The organism is Bacillus sp. WMMC1349 (genome assembly GCF_013155385.1).
In the GTDB taxonomy this organism is placed as follows: domain Bacteria; phylum Bacillota; class Bacilli; order Bacillales; family Bacillaceae; genus Bacillus.
The window spans coordinates 372,162-393,233 of sequence record NZ_JABJUQ010000007.1 but is presented as its reverse complement, the minus strand read 5'-3'; the positions used below and the strand labels follow the sequence as shown (position 1 = coordinate 393,233).

Genomic DNA, 21,072 nt, shown 5'->3' with positions numbered 1-21,072 from the left:
CCCTTTAAGCTAATGTAGCTTAAGGGGAGTTTTTCCTTATTTCAAGCCCTTTTCAATTTCGTTTGTCATTTCTGCTACAGACTCAAGACCGCCACCTGATAAGTACCAGTAACCTGCGTCAAGGTATGTGATATGCCCGTTTTTATAAGCATTAGTTGATTTGACGATTTGATTTTCAATCACTTCTTTAGCTGATCCTTTTTCACCGATGGCTGCGCTCCGGTCAATAACAAACAGGTAATCCGGATTTTTTTCTGAAATATACTCGGAAGTTACGCTTTTTCCATGAAGGGAAGCTTCGATATTTTTGTCAGCTGGTGCAACACCTAGTACATCATGAACTAAACCAAATCTTGACCCACTTCCAAACGCGCTAATTTGTTTATCGCTCGTTAAAACAACAAGTCCTTTTCCGCCTTTTTGTTTCGCTAATTGATTTACATTTTTGACTTGAGCATCAATTTTTGCGAGTGCGTCTTTGACTGCATCTTCTTTGTCAAAAATTTTGCCGATTTTTTTGGTGTTCTCTTTAAAGCTTTCCATGTAGTTTTTCTGATCAACTTGAATGTTAATTGTTGGTGCAATTTCTTTAAATTCTTCAAACTGCTCAGACTGTCTCGGTTCAATAATAATCAAGTCAGGATCAAGTTCTTTAATTTTTTCAAAATCAACTTCTTTCAGGCTGCCAATACTTTCATATTTTTTATCATTATATTTTTTAAGATAATTTGGTAGAGGTTGTTTTGGAAGCCCGACGACACGGTCACTGAGTCCTAATTTGTCAAGTGTATCAAGTATTCCATAGTTCAAGACGACAACTTTTTTCGGGTTTTTTGGAACATCTGTTGTCTCACTGGCATGTTTAATCGTGACCGTTTCTCCTTTTTTAGTTCCATTTGAATCCGATGTTTTGTTACCACAAGCAGCAATTACGAGAACTGCGATTAATGTCATAATTAGTAATGATAATTTTTTCAAAATAATCACCTCATCCTTTAAAATAAACACAAATTTTTTGATCATCGATTTGTTGAATCGGAATATTCATATCGAAAACTTCTTTCAACACCGATGTTTGAATGATTTCTTCTGTCGCCCCTTCTTTGACAATCTGACCGTTTTTAAAGGCGACAATTCGATCAGAATAAACGGAAGCAAAGTTTATATCATGAATGACAATCACAATCGTTTTATCCAGCTTTTCGACTATGTTTTTCAGTAGTTTCATAATATCTACGGAATGCTTCATATCAAGGTTGTTTAATGGTTCATCAAGCAAAATATAATCGGTATCCTGTGCAATGACCATTGCAATAAAGGCCCTTTGGCATTGACCTCCACTCAATTGATCAAGATGTTTATGTTGAATGTCTTTCAGTTTCATATAATCGATCGCTTCATCAACATATGTCCAATCAGCTTTCGTTAGTCTCCCTTGTGAATAAGGAAACCGGCCAAAACTGACGAGCTCTCTGACGGTCAGTCTAATGTTGATTTGATTGGACTGCTTCAAAATGCTAATTTTTTTTGCTAAATCATTGCTTTTATACGCATCGATTTCCTTGCCATCAATTAACACTTTCCCCGAATCCATTTTTATCAGCCTGCTCATGATAGAAAGCAATGTGCTTTTCCCTGCTCCATTCGGTCCGATAAAAGAGGTAATTTTGCCTTTTGGTATTGTTAATGATGTATCACAAGCAACCACTTGATCTCCATATTGTTTATGAACATGCTGTACTTCTATCATCATTTACGCTCCTTTAACAGCAGGTAAATAAAATAAATCCCACCAATAAAATCAATGATCACAACTAAAGTCACTGTTAGGCCAAACAGCCTTTCAACAATAAACTGACCGCCGGCAAGTGTGATGATACTAAACAGAACCGCTCCGGGAATGAGAATGCTGTGCTTATATGTCTTAAACACTTCCCGCACCACATTGACAACAAGCAAACCTAGAAATGTGATCGGTCCAACTAGTGCGGTTGAGACAGAAACAAGTAGAGCGACAACAATCAGCATTTTCTTGACGATACGATCATAATCAATTCCAAGATTAATCGCTTGATCTCTGCCTAGTGATATCACATCAAAATAACTGTTAAACCGCCATGCATAGGCAAGGATCACTAGTATCATAATGGAAGCAAGCCCTAAAATGTCCGTATTTAAATTGTTGAAGCTAGCGAACATTTTACTTTGCACTACCTGAAATTCATTCGGATCAATCAGCATTTGCATAAAAGAAGACAAACTTCTGAACAATGTACCAAACACGATGCCAACAAGCAGAAGCAGGAAGACATGCCTTCCTCCACGGCGAAACATCAAGACAAATAACAGAAATGAAAAGCAAACCATTAATCCTGTTGACAATAGAAAATTTCCATTCTTTCCCAAATCAGCTAAACTGGCAGCACCGAAAAAATAAATTACTGCAGTCTGCAAAAGAACATAAAGGGAATCCAAACCAAGAATACTTGGAGTCAAAATTCTATTGTTTGTAATGGTTTGGAAAATCATTGTTGAATACGTAATGGCTGTACCAATCGCAATAATCGCTAACACCTTGGTTATTCTCCGCGGCAATGCATATTCCCAAACAGAAGGCAAACCGTAAAACAGGAACAACCCGATCGCAAAGACTGCTATGATGAAAAGTACGAGCATTTTCCGTTTATGCTGCATAAGCTTTTCTCCTTAAAAGCAAGTAAAGAAAAATGACACTTCCAATGATACCGACCATTAAACCGACCGAGATTTCATATGGATAAATGACCAATCTCCCCAACATATCACAGAACAGAACAAAGACTGCACCAAGAATTGCTGTATGGGGAAGGCTGTTTTTCAAATGATCTCCTCGATAAAGGGAGACAATGTTGGGAATAATCAGACCCAAAAAGGGAAGCATACCAACCGTCAAAATGACAACTGATGAAATAACAGCAACAATGATTAGCCCAATATTTATCACGCGCCGATAATGTAAACCCAAATTGACAGAAAAGCTTTCTCCCATTCCAGCCACAGTAAATCGATTGGCAAATAGATAGGCAATGATAACGAGCGGAATACTCAGATATAAAAGCTCATATCTCCCTTGCATCATCAATGAGAAATTCCCTTCAAACCATGCATTGACATTTTGAATGAGGTTATACTGATAAGCAATAAAAGTAGATATAGCACTGACAACGCTCCCTAGCATTAAACCGACGAGAGGGATAAACACGGTATCTTTAAACTTGATTCTTTCCAATATTTTCACAAACAAAAAACTTCCAAATAGTGCAAAAGCAAAGGCAAATAGCATTTTTACAACAATGCTGGCAGACGAGAACAGCAATATAGCAATAATCACACCAAGCCTTGCCCATTCCATCGTTCCAGCTGTTGTCGGAGACACGAACTTATTGCGCGTCAACTGCTGCATGATAAGACCGCAAATGCTGAGACTCATTCCGGCAAGCACAATGCTGACCATCCGTGGAATCCGACTTATGTATAAGATTTGCATCTCATTCTTATTAAGGTGGAATAGATCGAGCGGTGACAACTGCTTAACACCAATGAAAATGGAACTAAACGAAAAAATCATTAGCAAAAGCAGTAAATACCGTAATTTCATCTGCTATCGCCTCCTTGCATACCAACCTATCCCATCGCCCAGTGTAAATGATTATCATTATCAATAAGGGTCTTTCATCATATTATCATCTTTTTTAACATAGTCAAGATGATTGATATAAAAATTAAAAGTATTATAAAAGAACTAATCAAAGTCCATTAGAGAAAAGCATTTGTGCTCTACAGAAAGAAAAAGCTTGATTCTTCTTTCGAAAAACGCAATAATAAAGATTAAATTTATTTAGAAAATTTAAAATTAGGGGATGTAGCTATGAAAGTCGTAAAGTTTGGTGGCAGTTCATTGGCAACAGGAGCTCAGCTGGAAAAGGTTTTTAAAATCGTGACGTCAGATCCTGAGCGAACAGTTGTCGTTGTTTCTGCACCCGGGAAACGAAATGCGGAAGATACGAAAGTAACAGATTTGCTCATTAACTGTGCTAAGCAGTATTTATTATTTGGTGAAGCGCCCGAACTGGAAGAATCCATTGTTAGCCGCTATTCTAATATTGCTGATGAACTGGGACTTTCAAATGATGTAATCGATCTGATTCGCTCAGATTTAAGCCAGCTTCTTGAAGGTGATCAACAAGACCCTGATCGTTACATCGATTCGATCAAAGCTAGTGGAGAAGATCATCATGCCAAGTTAGTAGCAGCTTATTTTCGGCATCAAGGAGCTGACGCCCATTATGTCAGCCCGAAAGATGCTGGGCTGTTTGTTACGAGTGAACCCGGAAATGCCCAAGTCCAACCGGAATCATATCAAAATTTATCTAAACTAAAAAAACAGCAAGGGATTATCATTTTTCCTGGATTTTTCGGATTTAATGACCATGGAGACATGATCACATTCTCGCGCAGTGGTTCAGATATTACAGGCTCAATTTTAGCAAATGCCTTAAAAGCTGATTTATATGAGAATTTTACAGACGTTGATGCTGTCTATTGCGTCAATCCCTCAATTGTTTCAAACCCAAAAGAAATCCGTGAACTCACATATCGAGAAATGCGTGAGCTATCATATGCCGGTTTCTCTGTCTTCCACGATGAGGCTCTTATTCCAGCTTATCGTGCCAATATTCCAGTTCAAATCAAAAATACGAATAACCCCGATGCAGAAGGAACCACAGTTGTTCCAAAACGCGACAGTACGAATGGACCAGTGGTCGGCATCGCAAGTGACAGCGGTTTTTGCAGCATTTACATTAGCAAGTATTTGATGAACCGCGAAATTGGATTTGGACGCCGTGTCCTGCAAATCCTTGAAGATGATCGACTAACATATGAGCATATCCCTTCAGGTATTGACGACACCACCATTATCCTAAGACAGGATCAGATGGATAAAACAATTGAAAACAGGATCATGAAGCGCATCAAAGATGAACTTGATGCAGATGAAGTGACAATTGAACACCACATTGCCTTAGTGATGGTGGTTGGTCAAGCGATGCGCCATAATGTTGGGACAACAGCAAGAGCAGCCAAAGCACTCTCAGACGCACAGGTCAACATTGAAATGATTAATCAAGGCTCATCTGAGGTCAGCATCATGTTTGGTGTTAAAGAAGCTCAAGAAAAACAGGCGGTTCACGCTTTATACAAGGCGTTTTTCGAAAAAGCGCTGATCTAAAAAAAAACATATACAGAATAAGCACAAACACAAAATGAAAGGCAGCCAGCCCTCGTCAGTCAGATAAGATCTTTAAGCACTCATCGAACTTTTTTTAAAAAACTACATCACTTATCTAATGAAATTCCGCATTGATAATGGTCTAGAAATTTCAATCCACTTTCATCTTTTGATCAACCATCGCGGAGTTGGATTTTGCTCGTAAATCCGCTGATTTCCCTTTTATCGCCAGGCAAAACAAAGGATTTGGGATAAAAGCTGTGTTACATAAGCTTAAGCTGCGGCGAAACTGAAGAAGACAGTTCTATTCGAGTATGAGCAAAGCTAGAAATGCAAAAAATTGATAAACAGAAAACTGAATAAAAAAGGGAACCTCATTCGATTTGATTAAAGAGGTTCCACCTTCACTCCATGTACGATTTTTGTTTTCAATGCTGTACAATAGAATTTGCAGTAGGTTCACTTGTGAGAGGACTCACTCTCATCCCCCGCATCTAAAGAAGTGGGCTTCCACGTTCGGAAAAGCTGTAAAACAATAAATGTAAACGCTTACAAATAAGGTGGGTCATACATGTTAAAAAAAGATTTGCTTTCATATCTTGATGAAGAAACGTGTCATTTTGACTGGGACAAGTCAGCTGCTTCGTTTACGGCATCGGAAATATCGAAACTCTTTCATGTCAAACGGAATACGGTCAGCCATTATTTAAATCAACTTGTTCATAAGGGGCTCGTTGTCAAGATTAATACAAGACCCGTTTATTTTTTGAGTCGGAAAATTTTTGAGGAGAAGAAGTTTCAACTTTCGACTTGTATATTTGATAGTTTTCAAGAATTAAAAGAATTGGAGCCGATTGTAATCGGCTTAGATCTGTTTGACCAATTAATCGGTGCAGATGGAAGTTTAAAGAGAGCAATTGAACAAATTAAGACATCGGTTTGTTATCCGGACGGGTTGCCGATTATTTTACACGGACCAACAGGTGTAGGAAAAAGTTATCTGGCGAATTTGATTTACCAATACAGTTTAGAAAAAGGTATTCTTCCGAAAAATGCCCCGTTTATTCGTTTTAATTGTGCACAATATGCGAATAATGCCGAACTATTGTCAAGCAACTTATTTGGTTATGTAAAAGGCGCTTTTACCGGTGCTGATGCGACAAAACGGGGATTGCTTGATGCAGCAGATGGCGGCATCTTATTTTTAGATGAAGTTCATCGGCTGAATGAAGAAGGACAAGAAAAATTATTCACATTTCTTGATCAAGGAATCTTTCGGCGAATGGGAGAAAGCGAAGGTGAACATCAAGCGAATGTGCGTCTTATTTTTGCTACAACCGAGGAGTTGGAAAGAAGTTTTCTCCGTACATTCCTGCGACGAATTCCCATCAAAGTCTGGATTCCAGGTCTTGATGAACGAGGAGAAAAAGAAAAAAAACAATTTGTTTATCTATTTTTGATAAAGGAAGCACAGAAGCTTCAGCTACCACTGCGAATATCTACAAGAGCACTTGATGCCTTGATGAAACACCATTATGACGGAAACATGGGGGAGTTAAAAAACCTCATCAAATATATCGCTGCTTCCGTATTTGTAAAAAAGGAAGCACAGAAAGAAGTGTCAATTACACTGCTTGACTTACCGGAAAGCATTTTGGAAGACACGATTCGTTATACTGACAACAAATATAAGCAAAATCATGAGATCATCATCTCACCAAATACAACATTGGATCAATTATTTCAATCAAGTACTTCATATTTAAGTCTAATCAAAACAACCTATTCTCACATTTTGAAATTTTACGAAGAACATCAATCTACAAACTTTGATCGTTCAATTTTTGAAAAATATATATTTAATGAAACAAACCTCCTGTTTGACAACCTCATCTTTCATGCGTCAAAAAAACACGCGGGAGTCATGATGGAATTAACGACAGTAAATGTCCAAGACATCTTTCACCATCTCGAAAACATGTTTAATGTTAGATTCAATGGCAACAGTGTGTATACAATGGCATACTTTCTTTATTACAAAGGCAATGCGGAATTGCAGTTGTTAAACAAACAAAAAACATTAATTGAAAATTTGTCCAAGTTCGTAGATTTAAATTATAAAACAGAGCAACAACTGGCTAAACAGCTTGTTCATTTTATCGAAAGTAAGCTTGACGTAAAATTATATAAAATGGATAAAATCTTTCTTACCTTTTACTTGCGGAGTATCGCAATGGAACAAACAAATAACAAAGTAAAAGCCATCATTCTCGCTCACGGCTATGCAACCGCCTCAAGTATTGCCAATGTTGCCAACCGTTTACTCCGCAAAAATATGTTTGAAGCATTCGATATGCCAATCGATGTTTCCGTCGAAGACATTGCAGCACAAGTGTTGAATTATATTGAACACAATGATGTCTCTGAAGGTCTTGTGATCTTGGTCGATATGGGGTCATTAAAAGATATTTACTCACAATTCAAACTGCATATCAATGGACCAGTTGTCATTATGAATAATGTTTCAACACAGATGGCACTTTATCTCGGAGACATGCTCAACAAAGATTTGTATTTGGAAGATATGATTGAGAGACCTTGATATTCTTCAAGGACACCTAAAACAAGGTAAGCAGAATGTTGGTTTCGTTTTACTTTTCCGCCTATCGCTGCAATAAACCCAACAATTTTGTTATCTACTTCTGCTACAAAAAAGATTGATTTCTTTTCAAATTGAATTCTTTCTAATGATTTTCTTTGCTCTTCAACAGTCGTTTTTCGTTCCCCAGGTTCATACAACATAAAACCAGACTCATCAAGTTTTTTATTTAATTCTAAAAATTGTTGTGCATCATTTCCTGAAACCGGTCTAATGATCATTGTAGCCATCTCCTTTTTATACATTTTACCATGTTTTCCAATAAAATAAGAAAAAGTGGTAACTTCTCTCTGTTAGGGCTAACTTGCTTACTTATATTTACCAGTGAGAACATTGAGCTACTCTCTTTAAATACTGGGTATCTTCTGAACCCTTTATAATAAATGGATCTGTACAAAGTTTACTTTGAATTTAATAAGTCTTCAGAGAGTATATTCCCAGCTGATTTTCCTCTTTTTAATACTTTACTTCTCTCGCCAGATTGCCGATATGGATAGTAAATAAACCACGGGGGAAAAAGTATGAAACTGCTAAAAAACCTTAAAATTCGAAATAAATTTTTTATAATTATTGTCATATCAGCTCTATCATTATCTATTGTTGGAATCGAAGGGATGATGGGGCTAAATAAATTTTCGAAGGGGTCAGAAATTATTTATCAAAATCAATTGATCCCCAATCAGTTATTTGCAAAACTAAGAGCAAATAACCTTGAAATGGATGCAAACAAATTTGAATTAATGGCAACGGAAGACAACAGTATAAATGAACAACGCAAACAAAATATTGAGAAAAAACTTGAAGACAATGCTAAAATCATGGAACAAATTGATCAAATTACTTTAGCGAATAACGTGAAAGAAAAATATCAAACGTTTAAAACCGAATATACAGAACTACAAGACATGAGCAAAAAGATGCTTGACTTGGCTTTAGAAAATAAAAATGATAAAGCATATCGTCTTTATTTGACAGACATGAAATCTCATAGAGATGATGTGACCAAGTTAATTGAAGATATTCAAACATTAAATGGGGAAAATGCGAAAACGATTTATGAGCGAGACTCAGAAGAGGCAAGTTCAACAACAACAATGTTAATCATTGTGATTGCTGTCAGTCTCCTTTTGACCATCGCAATCAGCCTTATTATGGCAAGAATGATTGCAGGACCAATCAGAAACATTCAGTCATTATTTGCAAAAACGGAGCAAGGTGATTTTACAGTCGAAGGAACCTATCAGTCAAAAGATGAACTAGGTTTGTTAACAGCTTCTTTCAACAAAATGGTCTCAGGTGTTCGTTCAATTATTGAAACTGTCGGTGAAACATCTCATCAAGTGGCATCTTCATCCCAACAGTTAAGTGCAAGTGCAGATGAAAGTACAAAAGCGAGTGAATACATTTCCACAACGGTTCAAGAACTTGCCTCAGGTTCGGATAAACAAGTGGAAAGTGTTGAACAAAGCAGAACCGTCATTAAAGGAATGACAGAATTTGCAGGAAGAATTGCATCTAATGCTGAAAAAGCAGCTTCAACCGTCGATCAAACAGCACAAATGTCACTTACAGGGACAAAAGCGATTGACAAGGTCAACGCTCAAATGCAGTCTATTAATGAAACAGTTGTCTCACTAGCCGAGGCATTTAAGCAATTAACAGAACGCTCTAATCAGATTGGCAATATTACAGAAGTGATTACAAGCATTGCAGAACAAACGAACTTGTTGGCATTAAATGCAGCAATTGAAGCCGCCAGAGCCGGTGAACAAGGCAAAGGCTTTGCCGTTGTCGCAGATGAAGTCAGGAAGTTAGCTGAACAATCCGCACAATCTGCTGAACAGATTACAAAACTAATTACTATTATTCAAAATGATACGAAACAAACGATGAATACCGTTGTCTCAGCAACTGGTGAAGTAAAAGAAGGGCTTGTCGTTGTAAGCGAAGCCGGTGGCGCTTTCCAAAAAATCGAAAGTTCGATTAAAGATGTTGTGACACAAATTAATGGTGTTGCATCATTAGTCAAAAATTTGAATGCTGGAGCAAATGAAATTGAAACAGCCGTTTTCGATGTTAAAGAAATTGCCGAAACAGCAGCAGAAAGTACACAAACAGTAAGTGCTGCAACACAAGAACAGCTGGCTTCAATGGAAGAAATCGCAGCTTCTTCGCAAATCCTTGCACAAAATGCGGAAGAACTGCAACATTTAATTCGGAAATTTAAAATCTAAACATGATGAAATGAGGCTGTCGATTTTTGGTCGACAGCCTCATTGATGTTTCCGAGTTAATCATTAAACGGGAGCCGAATTCCTTCATAAACATTAGACGAGAATGCGGCGGTGTATAGGACAGCAAAGAATTTCTGTTGATTGACCGCCGTTCATTTGCCTTTTCGCCGTTTTTTGAAGAAAGCTATGAAGCAAAGAACCGCTGGAAAGATAATCTGAATGGGCAAGTGAACAAACATAGGTGCAACATCCAGTCCCTCAACGACATGTTCAGAAATATTACTTGCGATTGAGACTGATAAAATTAAGATGATCAAACCACTCGGAACGACAAGCCTTGTCGGATGTTCTACTTTGAACAACATAGATGTTCCTATATTGACAGCATACACAAATAGACTAACTTTGAAAAAACCACCGATGATCAACACCAGCATAAAAAATACATCAAGCCTGTCCAAAAATTCGGCCACTTGAATCGTTTGAATAGTGCTTAGAAGAGGGAATCGTGAACGCAAAGTGAGATCAACACCAAGCACACTAATATTGATCGCAGTATTGACAGCCAAGATCAGAGCGCTGATAATGATGGCCCATATTCCTGTTTTTTTGACTTCTTTCGGTCGGTTAAGATATGGAAGGATGACGATAAATACAATCAGTTCCCCAAACGGAAAATAAAGCGTTTGTGTCAAAGTGGAATTTATAACCGGTTTAATTCCATTTGCCAAAACGGGCTTTAAATTATCTATATGAATCAATCCCGAGGCAATGATCAGACAGCAGCCTATGAGAGCAAGTAAAGTCATAATTGTAAACAGAATCTCACCTGTCCGTGCTAATACTTCAATCCCTTTACGTACACTAAATATACAAACGATGATCAACAATCCATTTACAAAAAGAAGCGGTGTCCCGGGATAAGCAGATATTAACAACATCTCTCCGAAATCGCGCAACACCCTTGCTGCAATATATGTAGCATACATAATATAGAGAAAGGAAACAATCCAGCCAATCCGTTGTCCGAGAAGATTGCTGACCGTTTCATATGGTGAAGCATTGGGATCGAGTTGATAGAGATAATGGTACATCAAAAATAGAACAATACCACCCAGCCCGCCAAACAAAATCGCGAGCCAGCTGTCTTGTTCTGCTGAGAGCCCTGGGAAAATCAGCAAAGCACTGCCAAGTTCAAACAGAACCATTAAGACAAATAACTGCTTGGCACTAATTTTTGCCTTTTCCATTGAAAAGCGCTCCTTTCTCTCCAGTGTCGATCCTACATTTTTGGATTGGCTTTTAATCCTGTTCTATGGACAAAACTGTTAACCGTAATATCAACATCTAATTGTGGAAAGTACTTATCATTCCATTGTTTTTCGATTTTTTTCCACATGTCAGGTTGGGACTGATACACAATATCTCCAAATTGCAGGACATCAATTTTGTTTTCTTGAGCAAAACGGACCGTCTCTTCCAGCTGTTTTTTGAGTTTCTTCTCAATTTTTTTCTCAATTTGATGAAGTACCTTTGGATCCTCTAACCGAATTGATGTATTGACTTCTCCAACATCTCCCTCTGTATCAATATGAACGGTCATTTTTAATTTTCCATTTTTGAGCTGTGGGGTAACCTTTGTTTTTTGTCTTGTTAGGTCATATGTGACAGCATCTTCTTTATGATTCCACCTTATATTGACGTGCGTCTTTTTCACACGGCCCCGAATCCACAAAACCCCTCTTGCTATCTTCCCTGTCAAACGATCAACAAATTTCCCATCTTTTATTACCGCCATACCTCCAGCCTTTACCACCGCAGAAGGAGATGTTGTTTGAACATTTTCCATTGATTCACCCTTCTCCTTATCACCAGTCAGTTTTATAAGGGGAACCAAAGGAGATTTCGTCTTGGCTGCCAAAGACTGCAAAACATCTTGAACACCCACTTTGATATGTTCACCTTGTTGTTCCTCTGTGAACTGCAACACTTTATTAATTTTATTCGCCGGTATTTTTTCTATCGTTGTCACCGTTCTGACAATGTCCTTTGCTTTCGTTCCGTTGGCAATCACAAGTGTTGATGTCGAACGGAACTCTGTATCACGGTCAATGACATCAAGTAATTTCACAATTCCTTCATCTTTCGCTACATCTTCACCTATAATAACCACATTTGTATGAGCATAATATAGTCTTCGGGAAACTTCAGTTGATGCCTTACGGCTAACAGAAGTAAAGTTGTCTCCAGCAACTGAGAAGCTTGTCACCGGTGGACGCTCTCCGCCTTGACCTCCTTGAAGGCCTCCAGCCGTCATACTTGGATTGATAATTTGAAAGGTGATCTCATATCTTTTATTCTTACCCTTATCAATTCCAACCGCTGAAATAAGCGCTAAATCTGTCATTTCTTTTTTATCCCAGCAACCTTGAAGCAACACACTGGTCAGCATGAAAAGGACGAGCAAATATTTATGTCTCATTCTGATCACCTTCCTCTTGATCTGTCACCATCTCTCTTGGATTTGGCGGCTGAGGCTTCTGGGCATCTCCTTGTCTATTTTTATTGTCATTACCAATTAACTCAGGTCTTTTTTTATTTGCCCACAATGGTGACCGAAATATTGTATCTCCTGCGTTTTTGGGAATAAAAGGTGCAATAGGAGTCATATATGGAACACCAAATGAACGAAGACTGCATAAATGAACAAACATGATCATTAACCCTAGAATAACGCCATAAAATCCTATCGTTGCCGCAGCTATAATATAAAGGAACCGAACAAGTCTTGCAGAGATGGCCATTGAAAAAGATGGTGTCGCAAAACTGGAAATTGCTGTGATGGCGACAATAATGACCATTGCCGGAGACACGATTCCAGCTTGGACAGCCGCCTGTCCGATCACGATTGCGCCAACAATCGAAACAGCCGATCCAATCGCTTTTGGCAAGCGAATCCCTGCTTCCCGCAAAATTTCAAAAGCAATTTCCATTATCAATGCTTCCATCACCGCAGGAAAAGGGACGACTTCTCGCTGGGCTGCAATGACAATTAAGAGCTGTGTCGGAATCATTTCTTGATGAAAGGTCGTTGCCGCTACATAAACAGCGGGTGCAATCAATGATATAAAAAAAATTAAAATACGTAACAATCGGATCGATGTAGAAATATCAAACCGCGAATAATAATCCTCAACCGATTGAAAAAATTGAATAAAAACAGCTGGAACAATCAGAACAAATGGTGTTCCATCAACCATAATGGCAATTCTTCCTTCAAGGAGATTCCCAGCTACCATATCAGGTCTTTCTGTATGATAAATGGAAGGAAATGGCGTAAATGAATTATCTTCGATCAGCTGTTCGATATAGCCTGATTCCAAAATACTGTCAATTTCAATACCTTTCAACCTTTTTCTGACTTCAGTAACCGTTTTTTGATCACAAATACCGTTAATATACATTAATGCAATATTTGTATTTGTAACACTTCCAATCGTCATCGTTTCCACCCATAGGTTTGGGCTTTTAACATACCGCCTCACCATCGAAATATTTGTCCCCAACGATTCAATAAATCCTTCGCGCGGTCCCCTGAACGATTGTTGGCTATCTGGTTCCTTAATGGAACGCTTCTCCCCTCCTTTTGTACTTGCAATGACCGCGCTATTACTACCATCTGGCAAAATAACGGTATCCCCAGATATTAATGCCGCAATCAGTGCATCTAACTTGTCTTCTTTTTTTATACTGCCAAGGGCAACAGCTTTTTCACTTATCATTTGAAGAAGATGATCATCATCTTCTTTTTTCGCTAATGAAGCATCATTGATTAGCGATTCAAGAATAAATTCATGAATCGCTTTTGTGTCGACAATGCCCTCAATATATACAACAGCTATTTCTAATTGTGACTGCTTTCCTGTCTTGATATTGCGAACTACAATATCAGAACTGTGGCCCATTTTTTCTTTTATAAATGTCAGATTTTCAGCCAGTGAATGATTAATGTCAGATGCATCTTTCTCCGAATCGTTTTGAAGAGATTTCCGATTTTTGTTCTTTTGTCGTTTAAAAAATAGTGGCATATATCAGAATCCCTTTCTTCATTTTTTCATATTTTTCCTCATGCACTACTATTTATTCAAACCTGTTTTTATTTCTTGGCATAGTGTCAATAGAATTCTGAAAAAATAACGGTATTGGAGAGTGATATCATGAGAATAACCGGAATTTCATTCTTTCTATTCATTTGCATGATGACTGTTTCTGTGATGCTGGATGTTTTGCAGGGGATGACTTTTACCGAAGCCACGCAAAATAATGTAGCAGCGTTTGGAGTATTAACATTAGGTGACTGGCTGATCGTTATATTCTTTTTCGTCATTATTTTTGTTGAAGTCATCATGATTTTGAAAAAGAAAAAACAACAGTCATAAAGTAAGCCTCATGTTTCAATATTTCCTTTCACAACATCTGTCTGATGATGTTGAATGGTTCCGTTGATCATTGTATTGCCAACAATTATCGTTTGCGTAGCTGTTTTCGTGTGAATCGCTGTGATCTTATTAAATTGATTAAGGAGCGTGTTATTGATGATCAATGAATTTGTTGATTGGCTGAGATGAATCATAGCGGCTGACGGTTTTTCTCTAACTGCAGAAATGGTGTTTCCGATGACCTCGTATGTTCCGTATGACAAAAAGATTGTGACGATCAATGGGGAATCTTCAATGACATTATTGATTACTTTCGTTTGCCTGTCTGTTGTACAGTAAATCGGGAAATTTTTAAAGTCGCTAATGTTATTATTTTGAATGACAGCGGAAGCTGAGTTTGTCACCGATATCGAATAAGATTCGGGAACCATGTGAAAAGCGGCTGGAGAAATATGATTTCCCTCAACAACAGCATGACCTTCGGAAACCCAGATGCCCCGAGAAAACTGGGTGATGACATTTCCCTTCATATAAATCTCTTGACCTCTACTCCTAAACGCAAGGATGACATTTGTGATTTTATTATTTGAAAAAGTGATATGGTCTGATTGTTTGATACTGAAACCGATACTTTTCTTTTTTTCTGGACGTCCGTTTTCAATATCATTGCCCTCGATATTCACTTGTGATGCCTGATATGCTAAAATACCAATCCGTTCAAAATTTCGAATCTTATTTCCTGAGACAAGCACACTGTTTCCACGAATATCAATCCCTTTTGCAAAATCGATAATGATATTTCCTTGGATAACGACATCATTGTTATCTTCTAAGTTGCTTGTTCCCAATCCAGTAATTCCTGTTGTCTGCTCATTCTTTTGATTTTTGATAATCGTATTGTTGGCAATCACCGTCTCTGTCCCATATCCATAAGAAATCGTACCATCAACATGGTTTCCTTCTATTAAAACTGCTTTCCCATTAAAATTGGTGACCGCCCCGTTTGAATTCTCTTTTAAGAGATTATTTCGAATAATCACATGGACAGGTTTCTCATATATGTTATTACCTTCACTATATCCTTCAATATCAATTCCAAGCTCCGGTTGTGTCCCATTTGCATTCTCAATGTTACAGTCTTCCACTAAAACATCGTCAACACCTGTGATCGAGATATTATTTCTTCGAGAACGTCTGATTTCACAATTTCTTACAACAATATGTTCTGAAGGTATAAAATCATCACCACCAGAGGAGCTAATAATGATGCCATCACCAGTAAAATCAGTCATTTTAACATTTTCGATTCGTACATGTGAAGCGCCTTCAAGGCAAAATCCAAACCCCCACTCATGCGTCGGTCTTGGAGATGGTGTGTATATGTGTTCATCCCGATCACCGATAAGTGTGCCACCGGATATTTTGATATTTGACTCTGTTCCAATATAAAATGCAGAATACCCCCATGAGCTATTTGGCTTGATTTTGATCATCGTTTCCGCATCCATCAAAATCGTTATGTTACTTGGAACATTGATCCCCGCATTTTTGTATGGAAAGTTTGGATCACCATTGAACGTTCCATCAATCAAGTACGTTCCATTGGGAATCCAAACTGTATTGTAACCCATAGACTTTGTCCATCTCAGACATTCATTAATCTGTTGTGTACTGTCTGTCTTACCATCACCAACAGCGCCAAATATCCTCACATCGACAATCACCATTGTCATCTCTTCGGGTTGCTGTTGAAGCAAAATGTCAGCCTCCTTTTAAAATGTTGTGTTCACGATTATCTATATGGAAATCGTTTAACATTTGCTTGTACAATTAGATAAAATTTTATTGAAAAATCTTTTTAATATAGTAGAGAAAAAGTAATTTTTTTATTTTAATAAAATGCGCTTATTTACTAGGTTTCATGACCTAGCAAACTGTTAAGTGAAATGAATCAATATTGACATGATCATTATATAAGAATATGATTTTTATAAGTTCAAAAAAGAAGGAGTACTGCGAATGGCAAATCATCAAAATGAAACTTTTCAAAACATTCCGCAAAAGGGGTTTTTTGGACATCCCCGCGGACTCTTCACTCTGTTCTTCACTGAATTTTGGGAGCGATTTTCATACTATGGTATGAGAGCAATCCTGATCTATTATTTGTACACTCAAGTAAAAAATGGCGGTCTTGGTTTTGAGGAGACTACAGCCAATTCAATTATGGCCGTATACGGCTCTCTCGTCTATATGTCTGGAATAATTGGCGGTTGGATCGCAGACAGACTGCTCGGTACTGCTAGAACCGTGTTTTACGGCGGGATTTTCATCATGTTAGGTCATATTATGTTATCATTTCCTGGAAGCGTTCCCGCTTTCTTTATCAGCATGTTTCTCATCATTATCGGAACTGGTCTTTTGAAACCTAATGTTTCAAGTGTTGTCGGGGATCTTTATAGCCCTGAAGATAATCGCCGCGATTCTGGTTTTAGTATTTTCTACATGGGAATTAACTTAGGCGGATTTGTCGCACCGATTATTGTCGGTACAGTTGGACAAACTTATAATTACCATCTCGGTTTCAGTCTTGCTGCTATCGGTATGTTCTTCGGACTTGTTACATATGTCTTAACGAAAAAGAAGAGTCTCGGGTCTGCCGGACAAAAAGTGCCGAATCCGTTGTCAGCCACTGAAAGAAAACGAATATTTTTCATTTTCGGAATTAGCACTCTAGTTATAGCTGCTATTGGTGCAGTTTCAATTGTAACAGGAAAAATGACCATTAATTTATTTACCATGATTGTCAGCTGTTTAGGGATCATTATCCCCTGCATTTATTTTATTGTCATGTTCATAAGTTCTAAAACAACAAGTGATGAACGTTCTCGTCTGATTGCTTATATCCCTCTATTTATCGCATCGATGATGTTCTGGGCAATTCAAGAACAGGGGGCTAATATTTTAGCTACTTATGCGGATAAACGAACCAATTTGAATTTTTTAGGGTTTGAATTGCAATCATCATGGTTCCAATCATTAAATCCATTATTCATCGTTATGTTTGCACCGGTCTTTGCCTGGCTTTGGATGCGGCTCGGGAAACGGCAGCCTTCGACTCCGACGAAATTTTCACTCGGTTTGATGCTTGCTGGTTTATCATTTATCGTCATGATCTTCCCAGCATATATTAACGGTACTGACTCACTGGCTAACCCAATGTGGCTTGTCCTCAGCTTTTTCATCGTTGTACTCGGTGAATTGTGTCTCTCACCTGTAGGGCTATCAGCAACAACAAAGTTAGCACCAGCTGCTTTCTCAGCACAAACCATGAGCTTATGGTTTTTATCAAATGCTTCTGCGCAAGCAATTAATGCGCAAATTGTCAGATTTTATAATGAAAATAACGAGATCTCCTATTTTGGAATTATTGGCGGCATATCAATTTTACTAGGGATCCTTCTGTTTATGCTTTCTCCGAAAATTCAAAAATTTATGAAGGGTGTCAAATAGCTGAAAACAAAAACAACCTGTCTCTTTGGGCAGGTTGTTTCTCATTTCTTCAAGAGATTCTTCCCTACCATTTCCTTCTACCTAAAAAAATCTTTTTGAAATCTCTTTTAACGCAAACTTTACCTCTCCTTAAAATAAACAATGAATTCGTTTGTTACGATAAACCCAATAAAAAAGGAGGTAATCATATGAAAATCTATAAAACACTTGCAATCACGGCTCTCACAGTTGGTATTTTGACTCCCGCTTTTATCGGTCCAGCTACAAAAGCACAATCGACCGAACAATTTAAAGTGACCGCTCATGCGGAAACAGAACCTGTCGGAACGGCTGATGATGCAGCCGATGATCCAGCCATCTGGGTTAACCCTAAAAATCCTGAAGAAAGCAAACTGATTACGACAAATAAAAAATCTGGTTTGATCGTTTATGATTTAAATGGAAAGCAGCTCAACTCATATCCATTTGGAAAACTGAATAATGTCGACCTTCGTTACAATTTTCCACTTGACGGCAAAAAAGTCGACATTGTTGGCGCTTCAAACCGCTCAGACGGAAAAAACACAGTTGAACTATATGCATTTGATGGCTATTCAAACAAATTAAAAGATATCGTGAATCCTAACAGACCAATTAAAACAAACATTCAAGAAGTGTATGGGTTTAGCCTTTATCACAGTCAAAAAACCGGAAAGTTCTACGCCATGGTAACGGGGAAAAATGGCGAATTTGAACAGTACGAGTTATTTGATAATGGACAAGGCCAAGTCGAAGGCAAAAGAGTTCGCTCTTTTAAAATGGGCTCTCAAACAGAAGGAACTGTTGCAGATGACGAATATGGAACAATGTTCATTGCCGAAGAAGAAGTTGGAATTTGGAAATTCAGCGCTGAACCTGACGGCGGATCGAAAGGTAAAATCATCGATCGTGCCGGCGGAGGGCATTTAACAGCAGATATTGAAGGATTAACAATGTATTACGGTGAAGATGGTGAAGGCTATTTGATCGCCTCAAGTCAAGGTGACAGCAGATTTGTAATGTATGATCGTGAGGATGACCATGAATATGTTGGATCATTCACAATTGAAGACGGAAAACATATTGATGGGACAAGCCATTCCGATGGTATTGATGTCATCGGTTTTGGATTAGGAAAAAAATATCCATACGGAATCTTTGTCGCACAAGATGATGAAAACGTTGATGATGGAAAAGTAGTAAACCAAAATTTTAAAATCACCTCTTGGGAAGAAATTGCTGAAAAAATGGATGAATTACCTGACTTAGACGATCAGGTGAATCCGCGTGAACTAGAAAATCGTCATGATGACTAATCACTATGAACTGGATATGAGAGCTGTCTAAAAAGTCCTTTTTCAACATAAATCAGGGGGAATTGCGAGACTCCTGCGGAAACAGCGAGCCAGGCGAGACCCAAGAGGAGCAAGGAACGAGCTCCGAGGAGGCTCGCGGATCGCCCGCGGAAAGCGAGCAAATTCCCCAATTTTTATTCATCCACACGACTTTCAGGACAGCCTCTTTTTTATTTGTTTTTTTCCACCATCTTTATTCGCTATCTATTATTACCCAAAATATGTCTAGATTTTTTAAATTTATCTTTTTTTAGGCGAAATTCTACATAAAGACTCATTTCTTTATACCCACTGACATCATTTTGACATCACATTTAATTTATCCTTAATATCACCTTAAAATAAAATACCTATTTTTTTGTTATGATGAAATCCAACAAAAAAGGAGGTAACATCTATGAAGATTTACAAAACACTTGCAATCTCGGCTCTCACAGCGAGCATTCTAACACCGGCTCTTATTAGCCAAACACAGGCAAAGGAACATCATTCACCTAAACATTTTGATGTTTCACCACATGCAGAGACAGAACCGGTAGGAAATGGTGATGATGCAGCAGATGATCCTTCAATCTGGGTTGATCCTAAGCATCCAGATAAAAGTAAACTCATCACTACAAATAAAAAATCAGGTCTGGTTGTTTATGATTTAAAAGGAAAACAGCTGAATTCTTATGACTTTGGGAAGTTAAACAATGTTGACCTTCGCTACAATTTTCCTCTCGGTGATAAAAAAGTCGACATCGTTGGGGCTTCAAACCGCTCAGATGGAAAAAACACGGTTGAGCTATATGCTTTTGATGGTCATTCAAATGAATTAAAAAGTATTGTCAATCCAAACAAACCAATTAAGACAGACATTGATGAAGTCTATGGGTTTAGCTTATATCACAGTCAGAAAACCGGAAAATTCTATGCGATGGTGACAGGAAAAACCGGTGAATTTGAACAGTACGAATTATTTGATAATGGACAAGGCCAAGTCGAGGGCAAAAAAGTCCGTGCCTTTAAAATGGACTCACAAACAGAAGGGCTTGTCACAGATGATGAATATGGCACAATGTTTATTTCTGAAGAAGACGTTGCGATATGGAAATTCAGTGCTGAACCAGATGGAGACTCAAAAGGTGAAATCATCGATCGTGCCGGCGGACAGCATTTAACGGCTGACATTGAAGGGTTGACACTTTATTATGGGGAAGATGGTAAAGGTTATTTGATCGCTTCCAGCCAGGGAGACAGCAAATATGTCATGTATGATCGTAAAGGTGATCACCAATATGTTGGATCATTCTCGGTTAAAGACGGACATCATGCAGATGGAACAAGTCACACTGATGGCATCGATGTCCTCGGTTTTGGGTTAGGTAAGAAATATCCATACGGAATCTTTGTCGCACAGGATGATGAAAATATTGAAGATGGAACAGTGGCTAACCAAAATTTCAAAATTACCTCTTGGGAAAAAATTGCTAAAAAATTAGATGATAAACCAGATTTTGATGATCAAGTAAATCCGCGTAAACTTAAAAATCGTAATAAAAACTAATGCAAGTTTTTAAAAATCCGGGTAATTCCGGATTTTTTT

At 38.0% G+C, this 21,072-nt stretch carries 16 protein-coding genes; 7 read left to right on the top strand and 9 right to left on the bottom strand.

What is annotated here, in order from left to right:
* Positions 1 to 36: 36 nt before the first annotated feature.
* The 4 genes from HOO54_RS04515 to HOO54_RS04500 are packed head-to-tail and all read right to left on the bottom strand — an operon-like array spanning position 37 to position 3,637.
* Positions 37 to 978: a siderophore ABC transporter substrate-binding protein gene (locus HOO54_RS04515; protein ID WP_172292958.1), complete on the bottom strand. Its 942-nt coding sequence runs from the start codon at positions 976 to 978 to the stop codon at positions 37 to 39.
* 10 nt (positions 979 to 988) lie between these two features.
* Positions 989 to 1,750, bottom strand: a complete 762-nt coding sequence (locus HOO54_RS04510) for an iron ABC transporter ATP-binding protein (protein WP_172292956.1) — start codon at positions 1,748 to 1,750, stop codon at positions 989 to 991.
* On the bottom strand, positions 1,750 to 2,694 hold the full coding sequence (locus HOO54_RS04505) for an iron chelate uptake ABC transporter family permease subunit (protein WP_172292954.1): 945 nt from the start codon (positions 2,692 to 2,694) through the stop codon (positions 1,750 to 1,752). The genes HOO54_RS04510 and HOO54_RS04505 overlap by 1 nt, the downstream gene beginning before the upstream one ends.
* Positions 2,684 to 3,637, bottom strand: coding sequence for an ABC transporter permease (locus HOO54_RS04500; protein ID WP_172292952.1), 954 nt, complete (start codon positions 3,635 to 3,637; stop codon positions 2,684 to 2,686). Before HOO54_RS04500 ends, HOO54_RS04505 begins: the two co-directional genes overlap by 11 nt.
* A gap of 270 nt (positions 3,638 to 3,907) precedes the next feature.
* Here HOO54_RS04500 and HOO54_RS04495 point away from each other — a divergent pair, with 270 nt between their 5' ends.
* Complete coding sequence (locus HOO54_RS04495) at positions 3,908 to 5,269, top strand: aspartate kinase (RefSeq protein ID WP_172292950.1); 1,362 nt, start codon at positions 3,908 to 3,910, stop codon at positions 5,267 to 5,269.
* A gap of 571 nt (positions 5,270 to 5,840) precedes the next feature.
* Positions 5,841 to 7,871, top strand: coding sequence for a sigma-54-dependent transcriptional regulator (locus HOO54_RS04490; protein ID WP_172292948.1), 2,031 nt, complete (start codon positions 5,841 to 5,843; stop codon positions 7,869 to 7,871).
* Here HOO54_RS04490 and HOO54_RS04485 read toward each other — a convergent pair.
* On the bottom strand, positions 7,811 to 8,149 hold the full coding sequence (locus HOO54_RS04485) for a GNAT family N-acetyltransferase (protein WP_172292946.1): 339 nt from the start codon (positions 8,147 to 8,149) through the stop codon (positions 7,811 to 7,813). The two genes, HOO54_RS04490 and HOO54_RS04485, sit on opposite strands and share 61 nt — an antisense overlap.
* Before the next feature lie 300 nt (positions 8,150 to 8,449).
* On the opposite strand from HOO54_RS04485, the gene HOO54_RS25340 reads away from it, so the two are divergent.
* Positions 8,450 to 10,162 (top strand): methyl-accepting chemotaxis protein, encoded by a 1,713-nt coding sequence (locus HOO54_RS25340; protein ID WP_172292944.1) that lies wholly within the window; start codon positions 8,450 to 8,452, stop codon positions 10,160 to 10,162.
* Positions 10,163 to 10,314: 152 nt separating this feature from the next.
* Here HOO54_RS25340 and HOO54_RS04475 read toward each other — a convergent pair whose 3' ends face one another.
* The 3 genes from HOO54_RS04475 to HOO54_RS04465 are packed head-to-tail and all read right to left on the bottom strand — an operon-like array spanning position 10,315 to position 14,250.
* Complete coding sequence (locus tag HOO54_RS04475; RefSeq protein WP_172292942.1) at positions 10,315 to 11,412, bottom strand: GerAB/ArcD/ProY family transporter; 1,098 nt, start codon at positions 11,410 to 11,412, stop codon at positions 10,315 to 10,317.
* 32 nt (positions 11,413 to 11,444) lie between these two features.
* The gene (locus tag HOO54_RS04470) at positions 11,445 to 12,644 is read right to left on the bottom strand and encodes a Ger(x)C family spore germination protein (protein ID WP_172292940.1); all 1,200 of its coding nucleotides are present in this window, start codon (positions 12,642 to 12,644) and stop codon (positions 11,445 to 11,447) included.
* Positions 12,634 to 14,250 carry a spore germination protein gene (locus HOO54_RS04465; RefSeq protein WP_172292938.1) on the bottom strand — a complete coding sequence of 539 codons (1,617 nt, stop codon included), beginning with the start codon at positions 14,248 to 14,250 and terminating at the stop codon, positions 12,634 to 12,636. Before HOO54_RS04465 ends, HOO54_RS04470 begins: the two co-directional genes overlap by 11 nt.
* Positions 14,251 to 14,379: 129 nt before the next feature.
* Here HOO54_RS04465 and HOO54_RS04460 point away from each other — a divergent pair, with 129 nt between their 5' ends.
* Positions 14,380 to 14,601 carry a YczF family membrane protein gene (locus tag HOO54_RS04460; RefSeq protein ID WP_172292936.1) on the top strand — a complete coding sequence of 74 codons (222 nt, stop codon included), beginning with the start codon at positions 14,380 to 14,382 and terminating at the stop codon, positions 14,599 to 14,601.
* 8 nt (positions 14,602 to 14,609) lie between these two features.
* On the opposite strand, the gene HOO54_RS04455 is transcribed toward HOO54_RS04460, so the two are convergent.
* Positions 14,610 to 16,334, bottom strand: coding sequence for a right-handed parallel beta-helix repeat-containing protein (locus tag HOO54_RS04455; RefSeq protein WP_172299344.1), 1,725 nt, complete (start codon positions 16,332 to 16,334; stop codon positions 14,610 to 14,612).
* Positions 16,335 to 16,620: 286 nt separating this feature from the next.
* Between HOO54_RS04455 and HOO54_RS04450 the strand changes: the two genes are divergently transcribed.
* The 3 genes from HOO54_RS04450 (at position 16,621) to HOO54_RS04440 (ending at position 21,033) form a co-directional block, all read left to right on the top strand.
* Positions 16,621 to 18,111, top strand: coding sequence for a peptide MFS transporter (locus HOO54_RS04450; protein ID WP_172292934.1), 1,491 nt, complete (start codon positions 16,621 to 16,623; stop codon positions 18,109 to 18,111).
* Positions 18,112 to 18,299: 188 nt separating this feature from the next.
* Positions 18,300 to 19,445, top strand: a complete 1,146-nt coding sequence (locus tag HOO54_RS04445; protein WP_172292932.1) for a phytase — start codon at positions 18,300 to 18,302, stop codon at positions 19,443 to 19,445.
* A 436-nt stretch (positions 19,446 to 19,881) separates the two neighbouring features.
* Positions 19,882 to 21,033 (top strand): phytase, encoded by a 1,152-nt coding sequence (locus HOO54_RS04440; RefSeq protein ID WP_172292930.1) that lies wholly within the window; start codon positions 19,882 to 19,884, stop codon positions 21,031 to 21,033.
* Positions 21,034 to 21,072: the final 39 nt, after the last annotated feature.